The sequence below is a fragment of the Flavobacterium sp. KH_035 genome (assembly GCF_057839565.1).
The window spans coordinates 4416868-4440935 of record NZ_CM174492.1 but is presented as its reverse complement, the minus strand read 5'-3'; the positions used below and the strand labels follow the sequence as shown (position 1 = coordinate 4440935).

The window sequence follows — 24068 nt, the reverse complement described above, 5'->3', positions numbered from 1 at the left end:
ATTGTTATGAGTGCTTTTACTGCTTTTGCAGCTTTTTTTAGAATACTCCAATATAATGGTTTCCTGCTTTGTTAACCAGTTTTGCTCCTTTGGTAACAGCTCCTGTTGGAATATCGATAACATAAATGTTTCCGTCTTTCCCAACTGGTGTAACAGCCAGGTAAAGTTCGTTACCGTCAACTACAAAACCTTGGTATTGACCAAAATCTATAGCAGTATCGTAAGCGATACCGTCTACTTTTTTAGCCGTTTTAGCATTTAAATCTACTCTGGCAACGAACCCTTGTTTACCGGTTGCAGTTTGTGTGTAAAGTACATAAGCAATTCCGTTTCCTGCATATCTCCAAGCATCGATATAAGATCCTTTTATGCCTAATGCAGCATCAAGGCTGATAACAAATGAGTCATCATATTGATTGTTTTGGTTGATTCTGACAATAAATGAACCTTTGTTTGTATCTCTTTGAGTTGCTTGATAGATGTTACCATCAGTTCCTAAGAAACTATTGAAGCTACGGAAACCGCTTGTATCTCCAAAACCAACTTTAGAAGTAATGACTTGTGGATTCGCTAATGATGGATAATCTACTACAACAGATTTAGCGCCTAAACGGTCATAGGTTGTTTCGATTTGTCCTGTAGTTGGATTCGTTTTACGCAACCATGTTCCGATAATTACTTTATTTCCTGCTTTGTTGATCGTAGGAGCATCTAAACGGAAAATATGGTGTCCCTGAGCTTCTTCCTGAGGGCTTAATGGAAGTTCATACTGATCGTATTTTGAAATACGAATGCCTTTAAGGTCTAAAGCAAGGACAGTAGCAGTACCTCTCGTATACATGTAAGTTTTATCCGGATTTGTTTTAATTATTGGAGTACTTACATTTACAGCAACACCGGTTTTGTCTCCGTCAAAAAGTTTATTCCATCTTGGAGATGTTCCTGCATATTGCGAGATGTTTACGGTAGTACCTGATTGGGTGAAATTTTTGGCTCCATTTACTGCATACGTCATAAACTCTCCACCGTTAGCCCCTGTGTAGGTAATGTTGAAGAGAGTTTTTCCGTCTACAGAAGATTGCAAACGAGCCGTTCTGTTCGATTGTACAGGCATTCCGTCTGCATAAACATTAATCGAGTAGTTTGGATCTTTAGCGTTTTTTTTCGTAACCGCATAAACCATAGTTCCTCCGTTTCCGTCTCCGGGATTTTCCTGCATTAATGCGCCTGAAACTGTAATCCAACGATCAGTTGTTTCGGGATTTATCGGATCGGCACTTTTCTCATCATTACTGCTACAGCTTGTAGTTAATGAGAATGCACCTAAAACTAGACCACATGTAAATAGTTTAAACATATTTTTTCTCATATTCATTGTTTTAAAAAATTAGATATTAAAAGTTATTTAGGGTATAATTGAGTTTCAGATAAAAAGCGCGTCCGGGTTTTTGAACAGCGTAATTATCGAAAACTTGTTTATCAAATATATTTTTAGCGTCAAGACTTAGTACAAATTGTTTATTCGGAAAAACATAACTCAAGCCTAAATCCTGTGCAAATTGTGCTGGTGTTTTGGAGTCTGGTACGTCTATCCAAATTGTTGGAAAAGGATCTACATAACCAAAGTTATAATACAAATTCAGTTGTGAATTTTTTTGGATCAGTTCCTTAAAGTTGTACTGTACGTTTCCGTTTACCGTAAAGAAAGGTTCATTTGGGATTTGTCTGTTGTAAAAATCTAGTTCCTTCCCATTATCATCGTATTTCTTTTTGTATAAGGAGTTGAATTTTGACATGTTCATCGATACAAACAAACGGTCGTTATAGCTATAATTAAACGATGCTTCATAGCCAATGGATTGCGCGCGTCCCAGATTATCAAATGGTAAAACTTGTATGGCATCATTAACTCTGTCATTCGAGACACGAACAATTCGATCACGGGTATTTCTTGAAAAACCTGTTGCAGCAACGGATATTTTGTGCGTATTTATTGCGTAAGGTCCAAATTGTAACCCTAAATTGAAATTGTTGCTTTGTTCGGGTTTTAGATTGGGGTTAGCCAATACATTTTCACTGGGTCTTCCAAACATTTCATTTGCAGCTGCTAATCTGACGGCTTTTTCTGCTGATGCCGTAATCATAATCTCAGGAGTAACAAAGTAGGAAGCAGCCAGTCCGTATCCAAATAGTGGAGTTGTACTTTTGGTAATCCTTTCCACTACCGTGGTTTGTCCGTTTTGTGTGACCAATTCCGGTTTTCTATGGTTTACTTTTTGCTCGTAAAACTTACCGAAAATATTAGTTCTCAGACGTGAGTCAAAAGCCTGCATTTCGTAGGCTAGGGAAGTAACTGTTTTTTGCAAATCAAATGTTGCTTCAAAATCTCTTTGAAATTCAGGTTTGATTAAATCGTCCTCATTTCTATCCAATGTATAGAATAAATTACTGAATATAAATCTGTTTTTTTCATTTAGATTATAAGTCAATACGGTTCTGGAACTTAGTATATTTTCTGAAATGTTATTAATGGTGGGACCAGCCTGCTGTGCTCCCGTATGAGATAAAAGGGGTTTGCCTGTCCTTAAATCTATTACTTTTTCACCAGACCAGTTGTAAACCGTTCTGACCGTATCATTTACCACTTCATGTTTGTTGCTAAAAACCGTATTGGTTGAAAAATCAATTTTTTTAAATAGGAAATCTTTTTTAGAGTAATTCAGACTTAGTACAGTAGCATCAGCTTCGGAAAAACGGCCTTTATAAGGTTTTGTCATGTATTGGCCATGCTGAATTTGATTGTGATCTTCAGAGACATTTAATCCAATTAAAAAATTGTCAGCCCATTTGACATTGGTAAAACCGGCTTCAAATCTTCCGCCGTAAGATCTGTATCGGTTCTCGAAACGTTTAACCCGCGCAGCTTCACGAGTTCCGTCCGGTGCTATGTTGTAAACAAATCGTCCCCATATTTCATAATCATTATCAGAGTAGTTATAAAACCCCGATCCTTTTACCGTAAAACCTGATTTGTCGCGATAAGTTGTGTTAAAGTTAGACTGAATAGTATTGAATGAACCATAAGAAAGGGAAGCATTTAGCGTATTTTTGGCACCTTTTTTTAGAATCACATTTATAGCTCCACCCAAGGCATCATCAGCCAGTTCCGCAGGAGTGACTCCTTTGTAAACTTCGATGCGCTCGATTAAGGCAGGTGGTATACTGTTAAGACTAAAAGAAGAGCCGTATGTATCTAATGGAATTCCGTCAATAAAAATTCGGATAGCGTTTCCTGACATTCCATTTAGATTGTAATTAACGCTCGATCCTAATCCTCCGTTTTGTCTGATTCTTACGCCGGCAGAGCGGTCAAGTAATTCATTTGTTTGTATGTTTCTGGTGGCAGCTTCTTTAGTTTCTATGACATTTACAGAGAAACCTTTGGTCATGATCTCTTTTTTTACGGAGTTCTTTTTGATAACAACCTCTTTTAAAGCTTTTGGATCATTTGATTTTTCCAATGAGATATTTATCTGAGTAGAAGGACTATTTAAGACAACTTTTACTGTTTTTGTCTTTGCTTCGAGAGAAGCGATTTCAAGTGTATAATTGCCGTAAGGAACGTTTTTAATTTCAAATTGACCGTCATTACCCACTATGGCAAACTTTTGAGTTCCGGCTATTGTAACCGATGCACCAAATGCAGATTCAGCGTTCCCAAAAGTAACTTTTCCTTTAATATTTCCATTTTGGGACCAACCTGAAAAATGAATGAACGTCAACAATAACAATAAAAACCTCATGATTTATGTACTTCTTAAATAGGAATGCAAACTTAAATCATTGTTTATATTTAATCTAAATAAAGGAATTAGAAGATCATTAGAATTACATTAGAAATTCTAATGTTGGATTTAATTTGAACTTTATACCTAAAGAATATTTTGTTTTTTGTACTATAATACTTTTTAAATTAGTTGATACTGAACAAAACAGAATAGTCTTTATGTATGGTAGTTTGTTGTATGGCGCTGATATACAGTTCTTTACTAGGTGTTAGAAAGTTATCTAATAATTGCTTATTTTTGAAAGTGATTAGTATCATAAACAAGGTCAGTTTTGCGAAGTGACTTTTGTTAGTGGAATAATCGATTGTACCTTATTTCTTCTAAATTATGCTTTCATTTCAAACCAATCATCAGGAATTTATTCCTTCCGAAGAATTAAAGCAAAACATAAAATGCTTTTGGTATGATAAGATTGAATGCAAAAAAGAGCAGTCCGTTTTTGAAGTAGTACCGGATGGTTATGCCGAAATCATTTTTTATTTTGGGAGCGAACTTAGTATTTCTTATAAGGATAGTTTGAAAGTTTTACCATCGCCTTTTATAATGGGACTACTCCGTCAGCCTGTTGTTTTCAATTCCCACGATTCATTGGAAATTATTGGCATCAGGTGTTATCCGTGGACGGTTTTTGATATGCTCGGATTATCTTCTGTAAAAGGAAAGAATGGAGTACAGGTTTTTGTACATCCTATTGCTGAACTTCAGTCTGTTTTGTACGATCTGATTCGTTTGCACAAAATAGAGGAGGCAATTACCAAAGTTGAACATTATTTTTTGGAAATGCAATTGCAAAGTAATGAAGATAGTCTATTGTTTAAAGCCGGAACAGCCATGACAGCTGCGGGAGGAAGCATTTCTGTAAGCAGGATAGCAGCTGCGTCTCATACTACAGTTCGTACTTTGGAAAGGAATTTTAAACAATCATCCGGTTACACGGTTAAAGATGTTTCAGGTTTAATGCGTTTTGAACAGGTACGCAATCGATTATGGCATGAACCGAATCTGAATATTGCAGGTTTGGCTCAGGAACTGGGTTACACTGATCAGTCGCATCTTAGTCGGGAATTTAAGCGTTACAGTGGTACTACACCCGCTGTATTTGCACGAAAAGCAAAGCAACAGATGATAAACAATGATTTTGTCGCATTTATACAATCCTGAAACTTTCGTATTGCAGAATTTTGTCTTTCTAATTTAGAATGCAAAATTATGTTATTGAAAGATAAAAAAGTTGCCATTATAGGTGCGGGGCCAGTTGGTCTTACCATGGCGAAATTATTACAACAAAACGGTGTTGAAGTTTCTGTTTATGAAAGAGATGAAAATGCGCAAATCAGAATTTCGGGCGGGACGCTTGATTTGCATAAAGGTTCGGGACAGGAAGCCTTAAAAAAGGCAGGATTACTGGATGTTTATTTTGATGTGGCGATACCGATGGGGAGAACTGTAGCCGATCGACAAGGTAATGTTTTGTTCTCTAGAATAATAGAGCCAGAAGAACGTTATAATAATCCTGAAATTAACAGAAACGATTTAAGACTGTTATTGCTTAATAGTCTGAAAAACGATACTGTAGTCTGGGATTGTAAGTTTACGAATCTTAAAGTCGTTAACGGAAAATGGCTTTTGGAGTTTGAAAATGAAACAAGTGCTATTGCCGATTTTGTGATTGGAGCAAACGGGGGCATGTCTAAAGCCAGAGAGTTCATGACAGCATCCAAAATTGAATATACCGGAACACTTATGATCCAGGGTGAGGTACTTTGTCCGGAAGAGACTTGTGAAAAGTTTAGTCAACTTTGTAATGGTACTATACTTATGGTTGCAGGGCAAGAAGGCCTGTTGGTTGCGAACCCAAAGAACGGTAAAGTTTTGAGTTATAATGTCATTTTTAAAAGCCCTGAAGAAGTTGTCAGAACAGAAAATGCTTTTCAGACTACGGATGATATTTCCAAGTATCTCTTAATTCGATTTTCGGAGTGGGATGAAGTTTATAAGGAGTTGTTTCGTTCTACATCTTCTTTTGTTTTGTGGCCTACAAGAAAGATTGCCTTGGATGATGACTGGAAAAGAGATCGCCCCTTGCCGATAACAATCATCGGAGATGCCGCGCATATCATGCCGCCATTTGCGGGTCAGGGAGCAAATATTGGATTATTAGATGCTTTAATTTTATCAGATAATCTGACCAACGGAACATTTGATACAATAGAAGCTGCTATCAGTGATTACGAACAACAGATGTTTGTTTATGCCACACAAGCACAACTCGAGACCGCAACTAACGAAATAGCCATGCAAAGTCCTGATTTTTCTTTTCTAAAATTTTATGAGTAATAAAAACTCTCGCAGAGACGCAAAGGCGCAAAGTTTTACATTGGAGTATTTGAAGACTTCGTACAGAAAGATCTTAACGTCTTCGCGACTTCGCGAGAAACAAAAATCTGTATAATCTGCTAAACCTGCGTAAAAGAAAACTCTCGCAGAGGCGCAAAGACGCAAAGTTTTAGATTGGAGTATTTGAAGCCTTCGTAGAGAAAAATATTAGCGTCTTTGCGACTTTGCGAGAAACAAAAATCTGCGAGAAAAAAACTCGTAACAGATTAAAGTTTTGCCTTGAATTTTTTGATTTTAAAGTTTTTAGATTTGACCAGTTTGCCATTATCCGTAATCATCACACAGCTGTAGTCAGGATATTTTTTTAATAAAAGAAGACCCTCTTTTTGTCCTAAAACCATAAGTGAGGTACTTAAACCGTTTGCAGTTTCGGCGTTAGGACCAAATACAGAAACACTGCATAAACCTGTAGCAGGATATCCAGTTGCGGGGTTAATGATATGGGAATAACGTTGGCCATCAAAAACAACAAACTTCTCGTAGCTTCCAGATGTTGTTACAGCACCATTGTTTAACGGAACCACTGCAAACAGCGTATCGGGATGAAAAGGATTGGTCATTCCAATGTTCCAGTCTTTACCGTTGGGTTGTCTTCCCCACGCGGTCATATCGCCTGAGCCGTTTACAATTCCGGCTTTAATGCCTTTTTCGAGCATCATATTTCGACATTTATCGGTTGCGTAACCTTCACCCAAAGCACCAAAACCAATTTTCATTCCTTTTAATTTCAGGAATACGGTCGATTGAACGCTGTCGAGAATAATGTTTTTATAACCTACTTTTTCTACTGATTTTTTGATGGCTTCCGGTGAAGGCATTTCAGTCATCGAGCCGTCAAATTTCCAGATTCTGTCCATAGCGGCAAAACTTACATCAAAACCGCCTTTGGTTGCTTCAGAAAATTGTATGGCTCTTTGCGTGAGCTCAAAAACTTCACGATCTACTTTTACAGGTCGGATTCCTGTATTTTGATTGACTTGAGAAACCTGAGAATCGGGTTTCCAGTCGGAGATAAGATTCTCTATTCGTGTAATTTCAGCAATTACCGCATCAATATTTTGTTCAGCAGCAAGGGAATCTTTAGCCACAATCGAAATGTCAAAACGTCCCCCCATAAGCAGTGTGGTTCTTTTTCGCAACACCTGAGCAGTAGTGTTTAGGCTGCAAAATAGTACCAGTAGCAGTAAAGAGTGAGTATGGATCGCTTTTTTGATTGACATTGAAATTTGTTTTATGTTTTTACAGCAGCATAAAATTGATGTTGCGATGCATTAAATGCAATAATTTGCTAGTAACAATCGCTTAGCAATTGGCCATTTTTCTTGTATTCCGAAAGATTTTTTACATTTCTTTCCAGACACAATTGATCCAGAATTGATTCGACATCCTGTTGCATGGCAAGTGAACCGCAAATCATAATTACACCGCCTTGCTGCAATAAATTAATGAAAAAATCGGCATCGCGTTTGATGAGATCCATTACATAAAAATGATCATTTTCGCGGGACAAAGCCAGATGAAAACTTTGCAGTTTTTGCTTCTGAATCATTTCAGCCGTAAAATTTTTATAGCCTGAAACAGTTTCGGTTTCCATACGGAATCCGGAGTATAAATGTGCTTGTGTTTTAGTTTTGTTCTGCTCAATCATTCCAAGGAAAGGTGCAATACCTGTTCCGTTTGAAATAAAGGCCACCTGAGGTACTTTTTTAGGAAAATGAAAAGCTTTATTGTTGATGATTCTGGCTTTGATTACATTCCCGGGAACTAAGGCATTTAAAAATCCGGAACCTAATCCGTGCGGATGTAATTTTATGACCAACTGAATGTTTCCGGAATGATTTCCGATCGAGTAGAGGCGTTCTCTGCTGTCGTTGGCCGGATAAATAGCCAGTAAGTCTCCGGAAGCAAATTTTACTCTGCTATTGGTGCGCAATGTGATCAGGAAAGTTTGCTCGGTTTCTGAAATAAGGGTCTTGTCTAAAACCATTAGTTTTTGCAATCCTTTTGGAACATGATTGTACAAAGACGGTGTTGTCGACAAAGGAATTCCGGTTTTAGCACTCCACAACCTGATCCAGTTTACAAATTCAACAGCTGATTTATCGTTTACGGTTTGAACTTCCAGAAAACGTTCTGTCCAATTTTGATTTTCTAGCTGTTTGTCTATTTCAAAGGCAAAACCACAAAAATCAGGATAAGCTTTTGAACCAAAACCTACTACAGAATAAGAGATTTTTTGTTGCTGTGGATGTTTCTTTAAAAGCGATATAAATTTATTTGCATTAGAAGGGGCGTCTCCTAATCCGTGTGTAGAGGAAAAGACAATTAGATGTTCTGCCTTCGGAAAAGCAGTATAGCTGTTTAGTTCGGTAACAAATGCTTTTTTGCCCTGATCGACCAATTGTTTGAGAACGGCATTGGCAAATCGTAAAGAGCTTCCGTTTTCTGAACCTACGAGGAGTATAAATTCGCTTTCAGCAGCTTTGTATTTGTTTTTGATTCGGCTGGATCTTCTTTTTAAGGTAATAGCAAAACCCGAATAGATAAAAAAGAGAATGTTGATACTGGCAATCGCAAGTATAAAAGCCCAGATTCCATTAGCTCTTCCGGTATGAAGATCAAGACTTAAATCAGACAATTGAGCTGTCACGGGAGATAGTTTTTTCGTAACAATAGCCCCTGTAACCTGATTGACTTCGATTTCGCGGTCTTTTAAATCGATGATGTAATATTCCTCAGGATCGTCCGTAAAAGGAAATTCAATTTTGTTGACATCTGCTAAAAGCGTTTTTTTGAAAACAGAGGTTTCTTTTTCTTCTTTGGTAATATCAGCTTTGACTATTTTAACCTTTTCAGAATCTTTTTTATCCATGAAAAAATTAAATTTTTCCAGCGATAAATAAGTTCCGGTAAGCGCAATAATCAGAATTGGGATTAAAGCCAGTCTTCCTAAAACTACGTGGTAATATTGTGCGAAATAGTCCTTGACTACTTTAGAGAAAAAGTTACGAATGCCTCTTTGTCTGTTTAATACCAAAGCAAAGCCCGAGATTGCAATTAAAACGAGTAAAAATGAAATGATACCAACAAAAAATCGTCCCGTTTCATGAAGAAACAAAGAACGATGGAATCCGGTCACCCATTGAATAAATTCACTTTTCTTTAGGGGTGTTCCTAATTGTTTACCGGTTTTAGGATCGATATAGGCATTAATGTCATTACCGTCTTCATCAATTGCCTGTAAGGTTACAAACTGATTGTTATCGACGCTAACGGTTGTGATTTCAGAATAATTCTTTTTGAGAACGGTTAAGGCTTCTTCCAGTGTTATAGCATCAAAATTTTCGGCACGGTATGGAAGTGTTTTTTCCTGCATTGCATCAACAGCCAGAACAATACCTGTTGCCGAAGCGAGGATCAAAAATAAAGAAGAGCATAAAGCAAGAGCCAGGTGTGCGTAACGCCAAAAAGAAAGAGTCATGGAGGTGTAATCTATAGTGTAATCAAATGTAAGCGTTTTTTTTACCACAGATTAAAAGGAATTTTAATTTGTTTAGACCTTTTGAATCTGTGGTAATCTTTTTTTCAAAGAATTTAATTAGAGTTAGTTCGTGCGATTGCTTCGCCTGTTTGCTTTCGCCCGATTTGTGACAGCTACAATTAAATTTTGTTTAATCTCACATATCTGATATAACCTTTTCCTTCAGTTTTGTCAGCCAATCCTTCTGTGGTAAGCGGAATTTCTAAATCGCTTACATAGTATTTCTGATCTTCTACTGCCGATTCAAATCTTAGTTTATATCCTTTGTTTATTTTAGAATCTTCGATTTCAATCGTGGTAATGCTGCGGTCTCCACCAGTAACAGAGGCTCCGGTTTTAGCACTGATATCAGCAGGTTTTGCAGTTTGAAACTTATTCCACTCCTTCAATGATTTGTACCATTTTTTATCATCGCCCATTACATAAAGTGTTTTCTCGTATTCTCCTTTTGGATTGATAAGCGAAACAACGATGTAAGCGCCTTCTCCCATATAATTTGCCATTTGAAGCATACATTTGTATTTGCTTTGTGCTGTAGATTGGAAGGAGATTAAGCAGATTAACGCAGCTGTAAGCGCTATTTTAAATATTGATTTCATATGAATTATTACTTTTTTCAGATCTTAGATCTTTATATTTTTGGAATTTGGAATTTGAAATTTGGAATTTCGATCTTTCTATCGATTATTTTAAAAAATCAACTGAGATGTTGTTTTTAGTTAACGACTCGTTTTCTTTTGCCAAAGCATAAGCAGTTTCGTCAAATTCAGTGTTGATGTCTTTTTTGGCACCAATTGAAAGAAGGTATTTTAAGATTGAATCGTCCTTTGCAACCATTGCTGCTTTGTGTAAAGCTGTTAAACCATCTTTATTTTTAGCATTAACATCAATGTTTAAAGAAGCTAATTTTTTTACTAAAGCCAGGTCGTTTTTTGCAATAGCTGAGTGATACAACGTACTTCCGTCTTTTTGAGCAGCAGCTAAATTCAATCCTTTTTCCTGAAGTAATTTTACTTTTGCTTCGAATGGATCCTGAGCAGCATTGGCTTCACGGCCTGCTGGACGGTAAGATTGTACTAAGTAAACTCCCAGATTGTTTCCGTCTTTATCTTTTACATTTACATCGGCACCTTTGCTTAATAAGGTTGCAACCGCTTCAGGAGCTCCTGATTTCACGGCAAATGTCAATGCCGACTCGCCTTTAGTATTTTGTAAGTTGATGTTTTTTGATACTGGTAATAATTTGTCTAATGCGATAGTTTCTCTTGCTCCGGCAGCGATCATTAACGGAGTATTTCCGTCTTTGTCGATTTTGTTGGCATCAACGCCTTTGGCTAAGAAATAAGCGATTATTTCACCCTGATTTGGTTTGTTTGCTAATAAGTGAAGTACATTTTCTCCTGACTTACCAGTAGCTGTAGCTTTTAATTTTACTTCTTCTACTAAATATTTATAAGTTTCAAGCGTATTGGTTTCTCTGCGTGATCCTTGTGCTGCAATTAGAAGTGCATTGTCAGTAGGTTTTACTTTTCTGTCTAAAAGTTTTTTCAAAAGCGTAATGTTTCCAGTTCTTGCGGCATAGTCAAAAGCAGTACTTCCATTAGCGTCAACATCTTTTAGAGACAATCCTTTGGTTATTAAATAATCCGTTAGAACAAGGTCTTTATCTGATGCTACAGCCATTAATAACAAGTTGGTACCATCAGCGTATTTTTTCTTCGGATCAATTCCTGCTTTAAAAAAAGCATCATACAAAGCGGTATTAGTCTGACCATTTGAAGCTGCAAAAGCGATTGGAGTAGTAGCGTGGCTGTCTTCAAGGTTAATGTCAGAGCCTTTAGCTATTAGATAGTTTACCAATTCAAGATTTCCTCTATAGGCCGCCCAATGCAGGTAAATACGATTGTCGTGAGTTAATTTAACAATTGGATTACCAGGTTGGTCTAACAAGAATTTTATAGTAGCAATAGGAGCATCGTTGTTGATTGCGATAACCGTAGCATCAAAAGCATTGGCATTGGCTTCTGCCGGATTGTTCCCTTTTGCAATTTCAGCTTTAACCGCATTGACATCCGGTGCTGTTTTCCAAAAAGACTGTTCTAACAATATGTTTTTTTGCTGCGCACTAACAAATAAAGAGGCAACTAAGGCAAAAGAGATAAAGAAATTCTTTTTCATATTTAAAGATTTACTATTTTTTAAAAAATTAGTTAGTTTTGGTATGCTACTACAATAGCTTGTGAAGAACAATCTATTTAGAATAGTTAAAAATAACGCAAATGTAAAAATTAATATTAGTAAATCAATGTATTTGCTGAAGAAACTCCAATTTTAATCTTTTTTTAAGGATTAGAAACCGGGTTTTTCACAAAAAGAAAACCACAGTTTAAAAGGTTTTGAGAATTATAAAAAATCCATCGAATCCTTTTAATCTGTGGCAAAAAAAATAACCGCAAGCCGTGCCCGCTCTTAGTGACTTATGGTAAATAAACTACTGTTTTCTTTTTTTTCCTTCGATGTTGGGCAGTAAACTGGTCAAAACTCCTATCAGGGGTAGAAAAGCGCAAATTTTAAACACATATTCAATGCTTGTAGTATCGGCTAATTTTCCCAGTACAGCAGAACCTAATCCACCCATACCAAAAGCCAGTCCAAAGAATAGCCCGGCAATTAAACCTACTTTACCCGGAACAAGTTCTGTCGCGTAAACCAGAATGGCTGAGAAAGCGGATGAGATAATTAAACCAATAATCACCGATAAAATTCCAGTCCAGAAAAGCGAAACATAAGGCAATAATAGCGTAAAAGGTGCGACCCCTAAAATAGAAATCCAAATAATATATTTTCGTCCAAAGCGGTCACCTAATGCTCCGCCAAAAAGCGTTCCTGCGGCTACTGCGCCAAGAAAAGCAAAAAGATAAATTTGTGATTCCTGAACAGACAAGTGAAATTTATCAATCAGATAAAAGGTATAATAACTGGTCATACTGGCCATATAAAAGTACTTGGAAAAGATCAGAACCAGTAAAATCCCTAAGGAGAATATGACTTTTTGTCTGGAAAGCGAATGGTGTCTTTCTTCTAAAACGGCCGATTTGTTTAATGCTTTAAGATTTAAATGTTCCTGATACCATTTGGCAACACCTGAAAGAATTACAATACCTACAATCGCGGCTAAACAGAACCATATAATATTAAATTGTCCATAAGGAACCACAATTATAGCTGCCAACAAAGGTCCAATTGCACTTCCTGCATTTCCTCCAAGCTGAAAGATCGATTGAGCAAGACCTCTTTTTCCGCCAGAAGCCAAATGGGCAACGCGTGAAGATTCGGGATGAAATATTGACGATCCGATACCAATTAAACTTACGGCAAGTAAAATATTAACAAAGCTCGAAGCCACGGCTACTGCTGCCAGTCCCACAAGGGTAAAGCCCATACCGATAGCCAATGAATACGGACGCGGTTTTTTGTCGGTATAAAAGCCAATAAAAGGCTGCAGGATGGAGGCGGTTAGCTGATAGGTCAGGGTAATAAGGCCAACTTCGGTAAAAGTCAGACTAAATTTAGTTTTTAAAATAGGGTAAACCGCAGGAATAACAGCCTGAAGCATATCGTTGATAAAATGTGTAAAACTGATGGTAAATAAAATAGAGAAAACGGTTTGCTGGGCCAATTGCTTCGATCCGGCTAGTGTATTGGTGAAAGTAGTGTCTGTTTTCATAAGTAATAATAGATCAGATCATCTGATGATTATGAGTAAAAAATTAGTAATTGATATGTCCGATAATTTTTGCAACAGTATTCCAGGCTTTTTTAGGATCCTGTGCAATAATATTTTCTAAAAGTTGATGGTGAACGGCTGAAGTTTCCTGAAATATTTTGGTGTCAGTATAAAGATGTAAAAAACCTTTTTTAAGGTGTACGGATGCTGATTTGTATAAGTCGGCAAGGATTTCATTTTTCGAAGCTTTGGCAATGGCAATATGAAATTGTATGTCGGCTTCTACACATTCTTCTAAATTGCCTTGTTTGGCAGCAATCAATCTGTTGTGTAAATGTTCTTGCATGGCCGCGATATCGTCATTCGTTCTGTTAATGGCAGCTTTCTCGGCAATTTTCATTTCCAGTATTTGTCTTACTTCATCGAGATCCTGAACATTGGCACGCATGATACGCTGATCCATTGGTTCGCGATTACTGGTAAGCTGTTCTACAAAAGTACCTACACCTTGCTGAATGCGCAAGAAACCGGAATTAGCCAGTATCTTCATGGCTTCACGTATAGACGAACGGCCTACACCAAAACTTTTCATCAACTCAGCCTCAATGGGTAATTTTTCATTAATTTTATAATGACCCATGGTAATTTGTTGCTGTATTTTTGAAGCAACTTCTTCTGCAAGCGATTTTTTTTGGATAAGAGTTTTCATGTATGTATCACATCATCTGATGATTGCAAAAATAAAAGAATAATTGTAGAATTAACCATTATTAAGTCTTTTTTATGATTTAGTTGCTAGGCTGAAGACAGGAAATTAGGGCAGTTTCACGGGTTATTGATTGCTTTTCAGTTTGTTATGTGTGGATGTAGTTCGATTTTATTTTGAAAGCTTTAACAATAAAATTGTATAACTTTTCGGGTGAATTATATAAAAGTTTTTAATTTGAATTGTAGAAATTTGGTAAAATTACCCCAATACCATTTTTTAACTAAATCTACTTCGTATGAGAAATATAAAACACATTGTTGTTCTTTCGGGTGTATTATTAATTTTTTTAGGCTGTTCAAATGACAAAGAAGTTGTTACTGATCCGGGCACTATTACAAATCCTGTAGAGGGTAATCCTGCCAATACGACCTATAAACCTGCTTTTTCGGGACAAACCCGCACGAATGGGCTACAAACGAACACGGCTTATGAAGCAAAAGTGATCACGAGTGCTCTTACCAGTCCGTGGGGAGTTACAGGTCTTCCGGACGGTCGTTTGCTGATTACACAAAAAACAGGTACCATGCGCATTGTTACAACTGCTGGGTTAGTGAGTGATCCTATTATCGGTATTCCTGCCGTTAATGCCGGAGGACAAGGAGGCTTGCTGGGGTTATGTCTAGATCCTGAATTTGCTTCGAATCGAATGATTTATTGGGTTTTTGCTGAAGCAACAGGAGGAGGGAACAATACGGCAGTCGCCAAAGGAAAATTATCTACCAATGAAAAGACAATAGAAGGAGCAGTTGTTATTTATCGGGCAAAGCCTGCTAACACGAGTACACTTCATTACGGAGGACGTATTTTATTTGATAAAACAGGTAATCTGGTAGTGAGTACCGGAGAGCGTTCGGTTTTGGAAACACGACCTTTGGCACAATCTCTTACTTCAGGTCTTGGTAAGGTGGTTAGAATTACAAAGGAAGGACAGCCGGCATCCGGAAATCCTGTATTTACTCAGGCCGGAGCATTAGCGGAGTTGTTTACCTACGGACACAGAAATCCACAGGGACTGGCGCTTAACCCGGTTAGTGGGGAAATCTGGCTGTCCGAACATGGGCCACGTGGGGGTGACGAAATCAACCGCTTAAGGGCTGGAGCAAATTACGGATGGCCTACCATTACCTACGGGATTGAATATGGAGGAGATAAAATAGGAGCCGGAATTCAGCAGCAGGAGGGTATGGAACAACCGGTTTATTATTGGGATCCGGTAGTTTCGCCAAGTGGTATGATATTTTACACAGGTAATCGGGTTCCCGAATGGCAGAATAATCTTTTTGTTGGGGCTTTAAGCGGAATGCATATTGTTCGTCTTGCCATAGACAATAATAAGGTTGTGGGTGAAGAAAGACTATTGGTGTCAGAAAATCAACGATTCAGAGATATTACCCAAGGAAGCGATGGTGCTTTGTATGCAGTTACAGATGGCGGTAAGTTGTATAAAATTGATAAAAAATAAACTTTAGTTGGAATTGGAATAAGCAAGTGGTGTCTTGTGTGACATGATTTCGCAATTCTGCTTCATAAAATATAATTAGCACATAGAAACATAGGTACAGAATCTATGTTTTTATGTGCTCTTTTTGAAACGTCCATAAAACAAATTACTAATACTGAGTATATAAGGTATCGGGTTGGTTTTATTTACTGATGGTTTCAATTATCTTTTCACGGTGATTTAACCCCCATTTTACCAAAGTTTCAGTAACCGGAAGTACAGATTTTCCGTATTCAGTAATAGCATATACCACCATAATAGGTTGGGTTTTCTGTTCTGTTCTTGAAATAAGCAAATTAGTTTCGAGCTCTTTTAGCTCCTTGCTTAACATTTTAGCCGATATACCTTCGATTTCGCGCTGCATTTTTTTAAAATGAATAATTTGATGTGTCCGGTTGGTTAAAAAACGTAAAATCATCAGTTTCCATTTTCCGCCCAGCACATCAAGGCTATCGCGCATTGCCATTAATTCTTCTGAGCAATTGGCTTCCCGAAGTATCCCGTTATCCTTGATTTTTACCATAGTAGTTTATCTTAAGTAACCGGTTACCCCGGGTTAACTAGTAGCAAAAATAAATCATTTCTGTACTAATTTCGTAAGATAAAAGTATAAATATGAAAGCAATTGTTTTACATCAAAATGGGGAATTTCGGCTTGAGGAATTCATTACTCCACTGCCGTCTGAAAATCAGGTTCAGGTAAAAATTGCCGCTGCCGGTTTTAATCCGATTGATTATCAAATGACCGAAAATGCGATGGAGCGTAAATTATTGCATTCGCCAATATTAGGACGGGAATTTTCAGGAATCGTTACATCCATCGGAAAAAATGTTCGAGATTTTAAAATTGGAGATGCCGTTTTTTGTGGTTCCGGCAGTATGGGGTCAAATGGTACTTATGCAGAATTTATTTGTGTTCCCGCGGAAATTCTGGTGCACTTGCCAAAGCATGTTTCGTTTGAACAAGCGGCTGCGATTCCTTCTGCAGGACTTACTGCGCTACAATGTCTTAATCGTATGAAAGCGCAAACTGCAGATTTTATATTCATAGCCGGAGCAGCAGGTGGAGTAGGAGCAATGTTAGTAAAACTGCTCTTGGTAAAGGGTTATCAAAATCTGATTGTTACGGCCGGAAATCAAAATAGTATTGAAGCATTACTGGCAATTGGTTTGACTAAAAAACAAATCATTAATTATAAAGAAGAGAATGTTTACGAGGCCGCTTTGTTATTCAATGACAATCAAAAGTTTGATTTTGTAGTTGATTTAGTTGGTAATGATGTTGCTGTTACAGCAGCCCGAGTGCTAAAAACAAATGGTGTTTATGCAGATGTGACGAATTTTTTGACTTTGGAATCGCGTGAAGTGCTTTTTAATAAAGGTGTAACCGTTCTCAATATTTCAAACTATGCCTACGGTCTTGAAAAAAGGTACAATTATTATAAAAACGGACTGGAGCAGTTGGCTTCTCTGTTGGAACAGCAGTTAATTGCACCTCCAAATATTGAAGTAATGGGCAATTTAGAAGTTACAACAGTTTTGAAAGCACACGCTGTACTTCGCGAAAACAGAACGAATGGAAAGAAATTAATCATGCAAATCAACCCACTATGAAAACAATTCCGAGAAGGATCGTTACAGGAATACGAAATGGAAAATCGATAATTGAAAAGGATGCTCTTGTGACTAATGTTTCAGAACATTTTCCGGGTCTTATCATATCGGATATCTGGTCAACGGATTGTATGCCTGTTCGATTAAATGAGGAGAAGGTTATTGAAAATACGGCTTTTCCTCATACGCCGGAAAATGGAAGTTATTTTCGTTATGTTCAGATTCCGCCGGATGCTTCGCTTGGTATTGTGGCCCACAAAGGTGAGCCACATCCGTTGACGCATCAAACGAATACGCTGGATTATATCGTTATTCTTTCTGGAGAAATTTATCTGATTGTTGACGAAGATGAAACTTTATTGCAAGCCGGCGATATTGTGGTACAAAGAGGAACAAACCATGCCTGGAGCAATCGATCGGAGCTGCCTTGTATTCAGTTGGCCGTTTTATTGGATGCCGGAGCTTATAAAAGGCCCTGATTAAAATTTGTTTCTCGGAAAGGTCTTTTTGAAAATTAAAGCCCTAGCCCGGATAGTAGCGGTATCCTTTGCCTGCTTTCTTTAAGCGGGCAAAGATACAAGCGGATAGCCGGAAATTGCTCCTGATTCGGGATACTAGTCTATTATTTTGATAGGTTAATAAAAGTTTTACGTGTTTTTGTCTTAAAATTAAAAATAACTCATTAAATTTGCCGCAACAATGAGAAAAAAGGACCAGAATATGAACTATGATAACTGCAACATGATGATGTGTTGTAATGTGGTTGTGAGGTTAATTGATCTGGCTTATGTATAAAATGATATTATTTATTTGAGAAGCCTTTCATGATTATTTGAGAGGCTTTTTTGTTTTTAAACTTGAATTACGGAATGATTGAATTAAAAAATGTCACTAAGAATTTCCATCAGAAAGACCGGGTAGTTTCGGCTTTGTCAGATGTTTCGCTTAGGGTTCCTCCAGGGAAGATTTTTGGAGTAATAGGAACTTCAGGAGCGGGAAAAAGTACCTTAATTCGATGTGTGAATTTATTGGAGAGACCCACTTCGGGAGAAATTATTGTAGACGGAAAATCACTGATGTTATTGTCAAACGCGCAGCTGGCAATTGAAAGAAGGCAGATTGGAATGATTTTTCAGCATTTCAATTTACTTTCATCGCGTACGGTTTTTGAAAATGTGGCTTTTCCGCTGGAACTTGTGGGGGCTTCAAAAGCAGAAATCAAAAGTCGCGTTTTAGAACTACTGGAATTGGTAGGTTTAAAAGAAAAGGCAAACGATTATCCGGTCAGTCTTTCGGGTGGTCAAAAACAAAGGGTTGCCATTGCGAGAACGCTGGCCAATAATCCTAAAGTACTTTTATGCGATGAGGCTACAAGCGCACTGGACCCTGCAACTACAAGATCGATCTTGAATCTATTGAAAGACATTAACCGTCGTCTGAATATTACGGTTTTACTTATTACACATCAAATGGAAGTCGTAAAATCGATCTGTGATCAAGTTGCGGTAATCAGCCATGGAAAATTAATAGAGCAGGGAAGTGTTGGGGAAATTTTTGCAGATCCGAAACATGAACTGACGAAAGAATTTATAGCTTCATCATTACATCTTGATGTTCCGCAAGTCTATCAGGAAAGACTGCAAAAGGAAGATGGTGAGGGATTGAATCCGTTACTTAGACTTGAAATGACGGGTAAATCGGTTAATGAACCTGTTATTTCTGAGGTTTCGCGTTTATTTGATACGAATTTTAAGATCGTCAGTGCGCAAATGGATCAGGCAGGAGAAGTTAATTTTGGCGTGATGCTGATTGAATTGTCGGGTAAACGTGAAAATTACGATGCTGCTATCCAGTATTTTATTTCAAAACATATTAAAACAGAAATCATAGGTTATGTCTGAATCCATTATTGAATTATTATTGAAAGGTACTTGGGAAACGATAGTGATGACCTTTGTGTCTGGTTTTTTTGGTTTTCTGCTTGGATTACCAACAGGTGTATTACTTTTTCTGACCCGAAAAAATCAAATTTTAGAACAGCCGGTTTTGAATCGGTTTTTATCGGTTTTAGTGAATATTTTTCGTTCGATTCCGTTTATCATCTTAATTGTATGGATGATTCCTTTTACACGTGCACTGGTAGGAACTTCTATTGGAGTAAGTGCAGCATTGGTTCCGCTTAGTATTGGAGCCGCCCCTTTTATTGCACGATTGGTAGAGAATAGTCTTTTAGGACTTCCATCAGGATTAATAGAGGCAGCACGGGCTTTGGGCGCAACACCTTTACAAATTGTATTTAAAGTATTACTTCCGGAAGCTCTGCCTTCTTTAATTAATGCCGCATCAATTACTTTAATCACACTTGTAGGTTATTCTGCCATGGGTGGAGCTGTTGGAGCAGGTGGTCTAGGACAGGTGGGGTATCAGTACGGTTATATTGGTTATGATGCAGTAACAATGAACTCGGTATTGGCTCTACTGGTGGTTCTGGTATTCGTGATTCAGTTTGCAGGTGATGCATTGTCTAAAAGATTTGACCATAGGTAATGAATGGAGTGAGATGTTTGATGTGAGATGTTAAATGTGAAAAATAAATAGTAAATAGTAAAAAATAAAAAGAATGATTAAGAAGATAAATTTTTTAAAAACAGCAGGAATTGTGGCATTATCAATTGTTGTGACCAATTGCGGAAAAAGTAAAAATAACGATCCACACCATATTAAAGTGGGTGTCGCTGCCGGTCCGGAATATGCTGTGGCACAAGCTGCCCAAAAAGTAGCCAAAGACAAATACGGTCTTGAAGTGGAATTGGTTTCTTTTAACGATTATGTGATTCCAAACGAAGCTTTAAGTCAGGGAGATATTGATGTTAATGCTTTTCAGCACAAACCTTATCTGGACGAACAATCGAAGCAGCGGGGATACAAACTGGCGATCATTGCAAAGACTTTTATTTACCCAATTGCCGCTTATTCTAAAAAGATCAAAAGTCTTTCGGAATTGAAAAACGAAAGCACTGTCATTATTCCAAATGATCCGACAAACGGAGGTCGTTCTTTGTTGCTTTTGGAGAAAAACGGGTTGTTAAAACTTCGTCCAAATGTAGGTTTATTGCCTAAAGTGACAGATATCACAGCGAATCCAAAGAATCTTAAAATATTGGAATTGGAAGCGCCACAATTGCCACGTGCTTTAGACGATCAGAATGTAGCGATTGCCATTATCAATAATACTTTTGCTTCGCAGGCAGGATTGGTTCCGGCTCGTGATGCTTTGTTTGTAGAAGACAAAGATTCGCCTTACGTAAACTTAATCGTAAGTCGTGATGACAACAAAAAAGAAGAAAAAGTAAAACAATTTGTACAGGCTTTCCAATCTGCTGAAGTAGAAAAGGCCGCTGTTCGCGAATTTAAAGGCGGAGCAGTAAAAGGCTGGTAATTATTTTAAGATAGATAAAAGAGACTATTGAAAGACTCTTTTTTAAGCCCGATGAAGGGTTAAAGTTAGTAATGTATCAGATGTGTTGATGGTTAATAATTCCGCTAATATTTGCAGATAATCGGAGATACATAGTATTGTAAAATAAAAAAACAACCTTCGGGTTGTTTTTTTATTTTACAATATCTTAAATCGAAAAAATGGGGTCAAACCAAACTAGTGTTAAGGTGTGTTGATGACATTCGAAACATGATAAAGTATGGAAAGACAAAGTTTGGAAATCAATGAGATATTTGTAAAGTGCGCAGAAGATATTATTGAGTTAAAAAGTCTTTAATTGTTTTTATATATAATTCTGGTTGTTCTGCAAAAATCTGATGTCCTGCATTTGGAATTAATTTGAACTTGCTATTACTAAACAAGTCAAGATACTCTTTGGTATAGCCCCAATCAATATTATCGCATTGTCCTTTCATTACCAAAACAGGAATTTTGTTGTTTTTCAGTTTTATTCTCGGGTCTTTTAAACTACCATAGCTTACGCTTGTGTTTAAATTGCAATAACTACCAGCACCTCCTTCTTCTTTCAATACATTAGCTGGGTCACAAACAAGACCTTTCGTAAAAACATTAGCCATACTCGTCAGAAAACCATCAGCTTCTTTATCAGTAGCCAGTTTTGTTCCAAAAAATCTTGCCCAAATTCCTATAGAAACATACCTTGGATTAAGCACGATTGGAAGTACTTTTGAATTTGCATTATATGGTTCTTTTAATTTCAGGCTGTCGGGTGCTTTAATTTTTTCTAACGCTTCATTGGCAGGTTTAATCGCGCCAGGACAAGTAAAAACAATTCTATCTATTTTGTTCAAATTGTCAGCGGAGTATAATGCGGCTAATGCTCCACCCCAAGATTGTCCAACAAGAATTACTTTTTCGGTACCTAATAATTTGATAATTTCTTCAAGGTCTTTTATATGTCGTACAGCAGTGTATTCTTTAACTTTTTCAAGTCTTTCCGAAAGTCCACAACCTACCTGGTCATATAAATAGACATCATAGCCCGATTCAGAAAGTTTTCCTAATGTTTCGATATTTTTGGTATATACGTATCCCCCAGGACCACCGTGCAGGTAAATAATTGGATAGGGTTTTTTCACCCCTTTGCCCGCAATGTGCGTATATGCAATTTTTGAACCTGTAGGTAAATTCCAGTATTGAGTAGTTGTACGAGGTTTAATATAAGGTACATCCAACGTTGTAGAAATACAACCTTTAACTATGAATATTGCCAGGCAAACTAGAACTGCCCATTTTGTAAATTTTAGTATAATTCTTTTCATCGTAATGCTTTTTACATTTGCTGTTAACGTTCCCTGGCGTTGTGGAGACGGGGATCTTTGTTCCTAATTAGTTTGTTTTATAGCGAAGCCAAATATACAAAAAGACCGTTCCATTTTACACGGACCTCTAATTTCTTAAAATCCCCAGCTGGCACAGGAATTCAATGGATAATGTGTTAGATTTGGTGTTTTTATTTTTTTTGAAAATTCATAATAGTGGAAAAAAAAGATGCAGCATAAAGAGCTCGTTAGTATAATACAATAGGATGTTATACACATAATTTCAAATATATTATAACAGATAAAATCCTACTTTGTAGTTTTTTTAGTAATTTAGCTAATTCGTATATTTAGTGCTTTTTGTCAATATCATTAATATATGGAGTAGTGGATTGAATTTTTTCGCTTTAAGCATATAATAAATGAGTGCAATTATAGATCACCAAAGTTTCCCGCCTGAAAACTATTATTCATTTACCGGAGTGAAGCACTAATATTTAGGTACTGAAATAAAAATAAACCGCTTTTCTTGTCCTTTTTTAATCCAAATTGCCTTTACTTTAAAAGTGTATAGCAATGCATTACCAAATTGAAAAAAGTATGAAAGAGAAAATAGAAAATCTAGAACAATCTAAGAATATTCAGGAATTTCTTTTGGCAATAAAAAGAAAATCGGATAATTTAATTAATTACTTTCTGATCTTTTTTTTTATTACAGGTTTATTATTGGCCTTTTATTATGATACTTGGGAAATTGCCATTGGAGTTGGAGGAATATTACTCATTGCCTATTATTCTTCAAAATTAGCATTGCCTGAATCTGACTTTTATCAGTACGTTCTCAGTAGTGTATTGGGAATTTTCATGTGCCAGTATATTTATCAAATGCACGGTATGTTTGAGATGCATTTTACTGCATTTGTAGCAAGTGCTATACTTATTACTTATCAAAACTGGAAACTGCAAATACCTCTAGCATTAGTAGTAATAATTCATCATGCACTATTTGGTTATTTGCAATATATTGGTGTCAGCGGCATTTATTTTACTCAGTTGGATTATATGACACTGCGAACTTTTGTTATTCATATATTGTTGGCTACAACTATTTTTGGTCTTTGTGGATTGTGGGCATATCAATTTAAAAAATATAGTGAAGCTCATATTAATCAGACATTTAAAAAACGGGAAATTGAAAATCAAGAATTAAAAACAGCCAATTACGAGCTTGACCGTTTTGTGTATAGTACATCTCATGATTTACGTGCTCCCTTGAATTCTATGCTTGGCCTTATTGAAATAGCTAAGGACGATACTACTGAACAATTAATGATGGGACATCTTGAAATGTTAAAGGAAAATGCCGTGAAATTAGATAACTTCATTTGCGACATCCTTGATTACTCAAGAAACTCACGTATGGAAATTGATAAACAAAATATCAATTTTAAAGAGCTTCTTAACGAGGTAACTCAAAATTTGAAATTCATGGGAGATACTAGTAGAAGAGTCGATTTTGAAGTTGATATTATTGGTAATGCTACTGTCTACTCAGATAAAAATCGTCTTACTACTATTCTAAATAATCTTATTTCAAATTCTATCCGCTATCAAAATTTTCAGGTTCCAAATCCATTTGTCAACATCAAAATTGATATTTCTAATATTGAAACAAATATCATTGTTAAGGATAATGGCATTGGAATTCATGAAGATTTGCATCCAAAAATATTTGACATGTTTTATCGTGTTTCCAGAGAATCGGTTGGTTCAGGATTAGGACTTTATATTGTAAAAGAAGCAATATATAAACTCAATGGAGATATAAAAGTTCAATCTAAAATTGGTCATGGAACCACTTTTACTATTAAAATTCCCAACAAGTAAAC

19 protein-coding genes are annotated in these 24068 nt (G+C 36.8%); 9 read left to right on the top strand and 10 right to left on the bottom strand.

The genetic code is table 11. From position 1 onward, the window contains the following. Positions 1-37: 37 nt before the first annotated feature. Both AC3IS6_RS18090 and AC3IS6_RS18085 read right to left on the bottom strand, forming a co-directional pair. Complete coding sequence (locus AC3IS6_RS18090) at positions 38-1369, bottom strand: DUF4374 domain-containing protein (RefSeq protein WP_246253177.1); 1332 nt, start codon at positions 1367-1369, stop codon at positions 38-40. A gap of 25 nt (positions 1370-1394) precedes the next feature. After that, positions 1395-3803: a TonB-dependent receptor gene (locus tag AC3IS6_RS18085; RefSeq protein WP_489161420.1), complete on the bottom strand. Its 2409-nt coding sequence runs from the start codon at positions 3801-3803 to the stop codon at positions 1395-1397. Between the two features lie 372 nt (positions 3804-4175). Here AC3IS6_RS18085 and AC3IS6_RS18080 point away from each other — a divergent pair, with 372 nt between their 5' ends. Continuing rightward, on the top strand, positions 4176-5009 hold the full coding sequence (locus AC3IS6_RS18080) for a helix-turn-helix domain-containing protein (protein WP_489161419.1): 834 nt from the start codon (positions 4176-4178) through the stop codon (positions 5007-5009). A gap of 48 nt (positions 5010-5057) precedes the next feature. Continuing rightward, positions 5058-6185, top strand: coding sequence for an FAD-dependent oxidoreductase (locus tag AC3IS6_RS18075; protein WP_489161417.1), 1128 nt, complete (start codon positions 5058-5060; stop codon positions 6183-6185). A 266-nt stretch (positions 6186-6451) separates the two neighbouring features. Here AC3IS6_RS18075 and AC3IS6_RS18070 read toward each other — a convergent pair whose 3' ends face one another. The 6 genes from AC3IS6_RS18070 to AC3IS6_RS18045 all read right to left on the bottom strand — a co-directional run bounded on the left by AC3IS6_RS18070 (position 6452) and on the right by AC3IS6_RS18045 (position 14222). Continuing rightward, the gene (locus AC3IS6_RS18070) at positions 6452-7465 is read right to left on the bottom strand and encodes an FAD:protein FMN transferase (RefSeq protein ID WP_489161415.1); all 1014 of its coding nucleotides are present in this window, start codon (positions 7463-7465) and stop codon (positions 6452-6454) included. Positions 7466-7533: 68 nt separating this feature from the next. After that, positions 7534-9726 (bottom strand): PepSY domain-containing protein, encoded by a 2193-nt coding sequence (locus AC3IS6_RS18065; RefSeq protein ID WP_489164928.1) that lies wholly within the window; start codon positions 9724-9726, stop codon positions 7534-7536. A gap of 179 nt (positions 9727-9905) precedes the next feature. Beyond that, positions 9906-10385 (bottom strand): DUF2271 domain-containing protein, encoded by a 480-nt coding sequence (locus AC3IS6_RS18060; RefSeq protein WP_264524274.1) that lies wholly within the window; start codon positions 10383-10385, stop codon positions 9906-9908. A gap of 85 nt (positions 10386-10470) precedes the next feature. Continuing rightward, on the bottom strand, positions 10471-11964 hold the full coding sequence (locus tag AC3IS6_RS18055) for an ankyrin repeat domain-containing protein (protein ID WP_489161413.1): 1494 nt from the start codon (positions 11962-11964) through the stop codon (positions 10471-10473). Positions 11965-12277: 313 nt separating this feature from the next. Beyond that, positions 12278-13513: an MFS transporter gene (locus tag AC3IS6_RS18050; RefSeq protein ID WP_489161411.1), complete on the bottom strand. Its 1236-nt coding sequence runs from the start codon at positions 13511-13513 to the stop codon at positions 12278-12280. Positions 13514-13556: 43 nt separating this feature from the next. Further along, the gene (locus AC3IS6_RS18045; protein ID WP_489161410.1) at positions 13557-14222 is read right to left on the bottom strand and encodes a FadR/GntR family transcriptional regulator; all 666 of its coding nucleotides are present in this window, start codon (positions 14220-14222) and stop codon (positions 13557-13559) included. A 295-nt stretch (positions 14223-14517) separates the two neighbouring features. On the opposite strand from AC3IS6_RS18045, the gene AC3IS6_RS18040 reads away from it, so the two are divergent. After that, on the top strand, positions 14518-15744 hold the full coding sequence (locus AC3IS6_RS18040; RefSeq protein ID WP_489161409.1) for a PQQ-dependent sugar dehydrogenase: 1227 nt from the start codon (positions 14518-14520) through the stop codon (positions 15742-15744). Positions 15745-15925: 181 nt separating this feature from the next. Here the strand turns inward: AC3IS6_RS18040 and AC3IS6_RS18035 are convergent, their stop codons facing one another. After that, the gene (locus tag AC3IS6_RS18035; protein ID WP_489161407.1) at positions 15926-16306 is read right to left on the bottom strand and encodes a winged helix-turn-helix transcriptional regulator; all 381 of its coding nucleotides are present in this window, start codon (positions 16304-16306) and stop codon (positions 15926-15928) included. A 92-nt stretch (positions 16307-16398) separates the two neighbouring features. Here AC3IS6_RS18035 and AC3IS6_RS18030 point away from each other — a divergent pair, with 92 nt between their 5' ends. From AC3IS6_RS18030 to metQ, 5 genes are all read left to right on the top strand, one after another. Further along, positions 16399-17397, top strand: a complete 999-nt coding sequence (locus AC3IS6_RS18030; protein ID WP_489161405.1) for an NADP-dependent oxidoreductase — start codon at positions 16399-16401, stop codon at positions 17395-17397. Then, a complete protein-coding gene (locus AC3IS6_RS18025; RefSeq protein WP_489161404.1) occupies positions 17394-17876 on the top strand; it encodes a cupin domain-containing protein in 483 nt (160 codons plus the stop codon). Before AC3IS6_RS18030 ends, AC3IS6_RS18025 begins: the two co-directional genes overlap by 4 nt. A gap of 390 nt (positions 17877-18266) precedes the next feature. Next, positions 18267-19298 carry a methionine ABC transporter ATP-binding protein MetN gene (gene metN / locus AC3IS6_RS18020; RefSeq protein WP_489161402.1) on the top strand — a complete coding sequence of 344 codons (1032 nt, stop codon included), beginning with the start codon at positions 18267-18269 and terminating at the stop codon, positions 19296-19298. After that, positions 19291-19944, top strand: coding sequence for a methionine ABC transporter permease MetI (metI, locus tag AC3IS6_RS18015; protein ID WP_489161401.1), 654 nt, complete (start codon positions 19291-19293; stop codon positions 19942-19944). The genes metN and metI overlap by 8 nt, the downstream gene beginning before the upstream one ends. A 73-nt stretch (positions 19945-20017) precedes the next feature. Further along, positions 20018-20836: a methionine ABC transporter substrate-binding lipoprotein MetQ gene (metQ, locus tag AC3IS6_RS18010; protein ID WP_489161399.1), complete on the top strand. Its 819-nt coding sequence runs from the start codon at positions 20018-20020 to the stop codon at positions 20834-20836. Positions 20837-21150: 314 nt separating this feature from the next. On the opposite strand, the gene AC3IS6_RS18005 is transcribed toward metQ, so the two are convergent. Next, positions 21151-22179 carry an alpha/beta hydrolase gene (locus AC3IS6_RS18005; RefSeq protein ID WP_489161397.1) on the bottom strand — a complete coding sequence of 343 codons (1029 nt, stop codon included), beginning with the start codon at positions 22177-22179 and terminating at the stop codon, positions 21151-21153. A 600-nt stretch (positions 22180-22779) separates the two neighbouring features. Between AC3IS6_RS18005 and AC3IS6_RS18000 the strand changes: the two genes are divergently transcribed. Continuing rightward, positions 22780-24066 carry a sensor histidine kinase gene (locus AC3IS6_RS18000; protein ID WP_489161395.1) on the top strand — a complete coding sequence of 429 codons (1287 nt, stop codon included), beginning with the start codon at positions 22780-22782 and terminating at the stop codon, positions 24064-24066. The last annotated feature ends 2 nt before the right edge of the window (positions 24067-24068 follow it).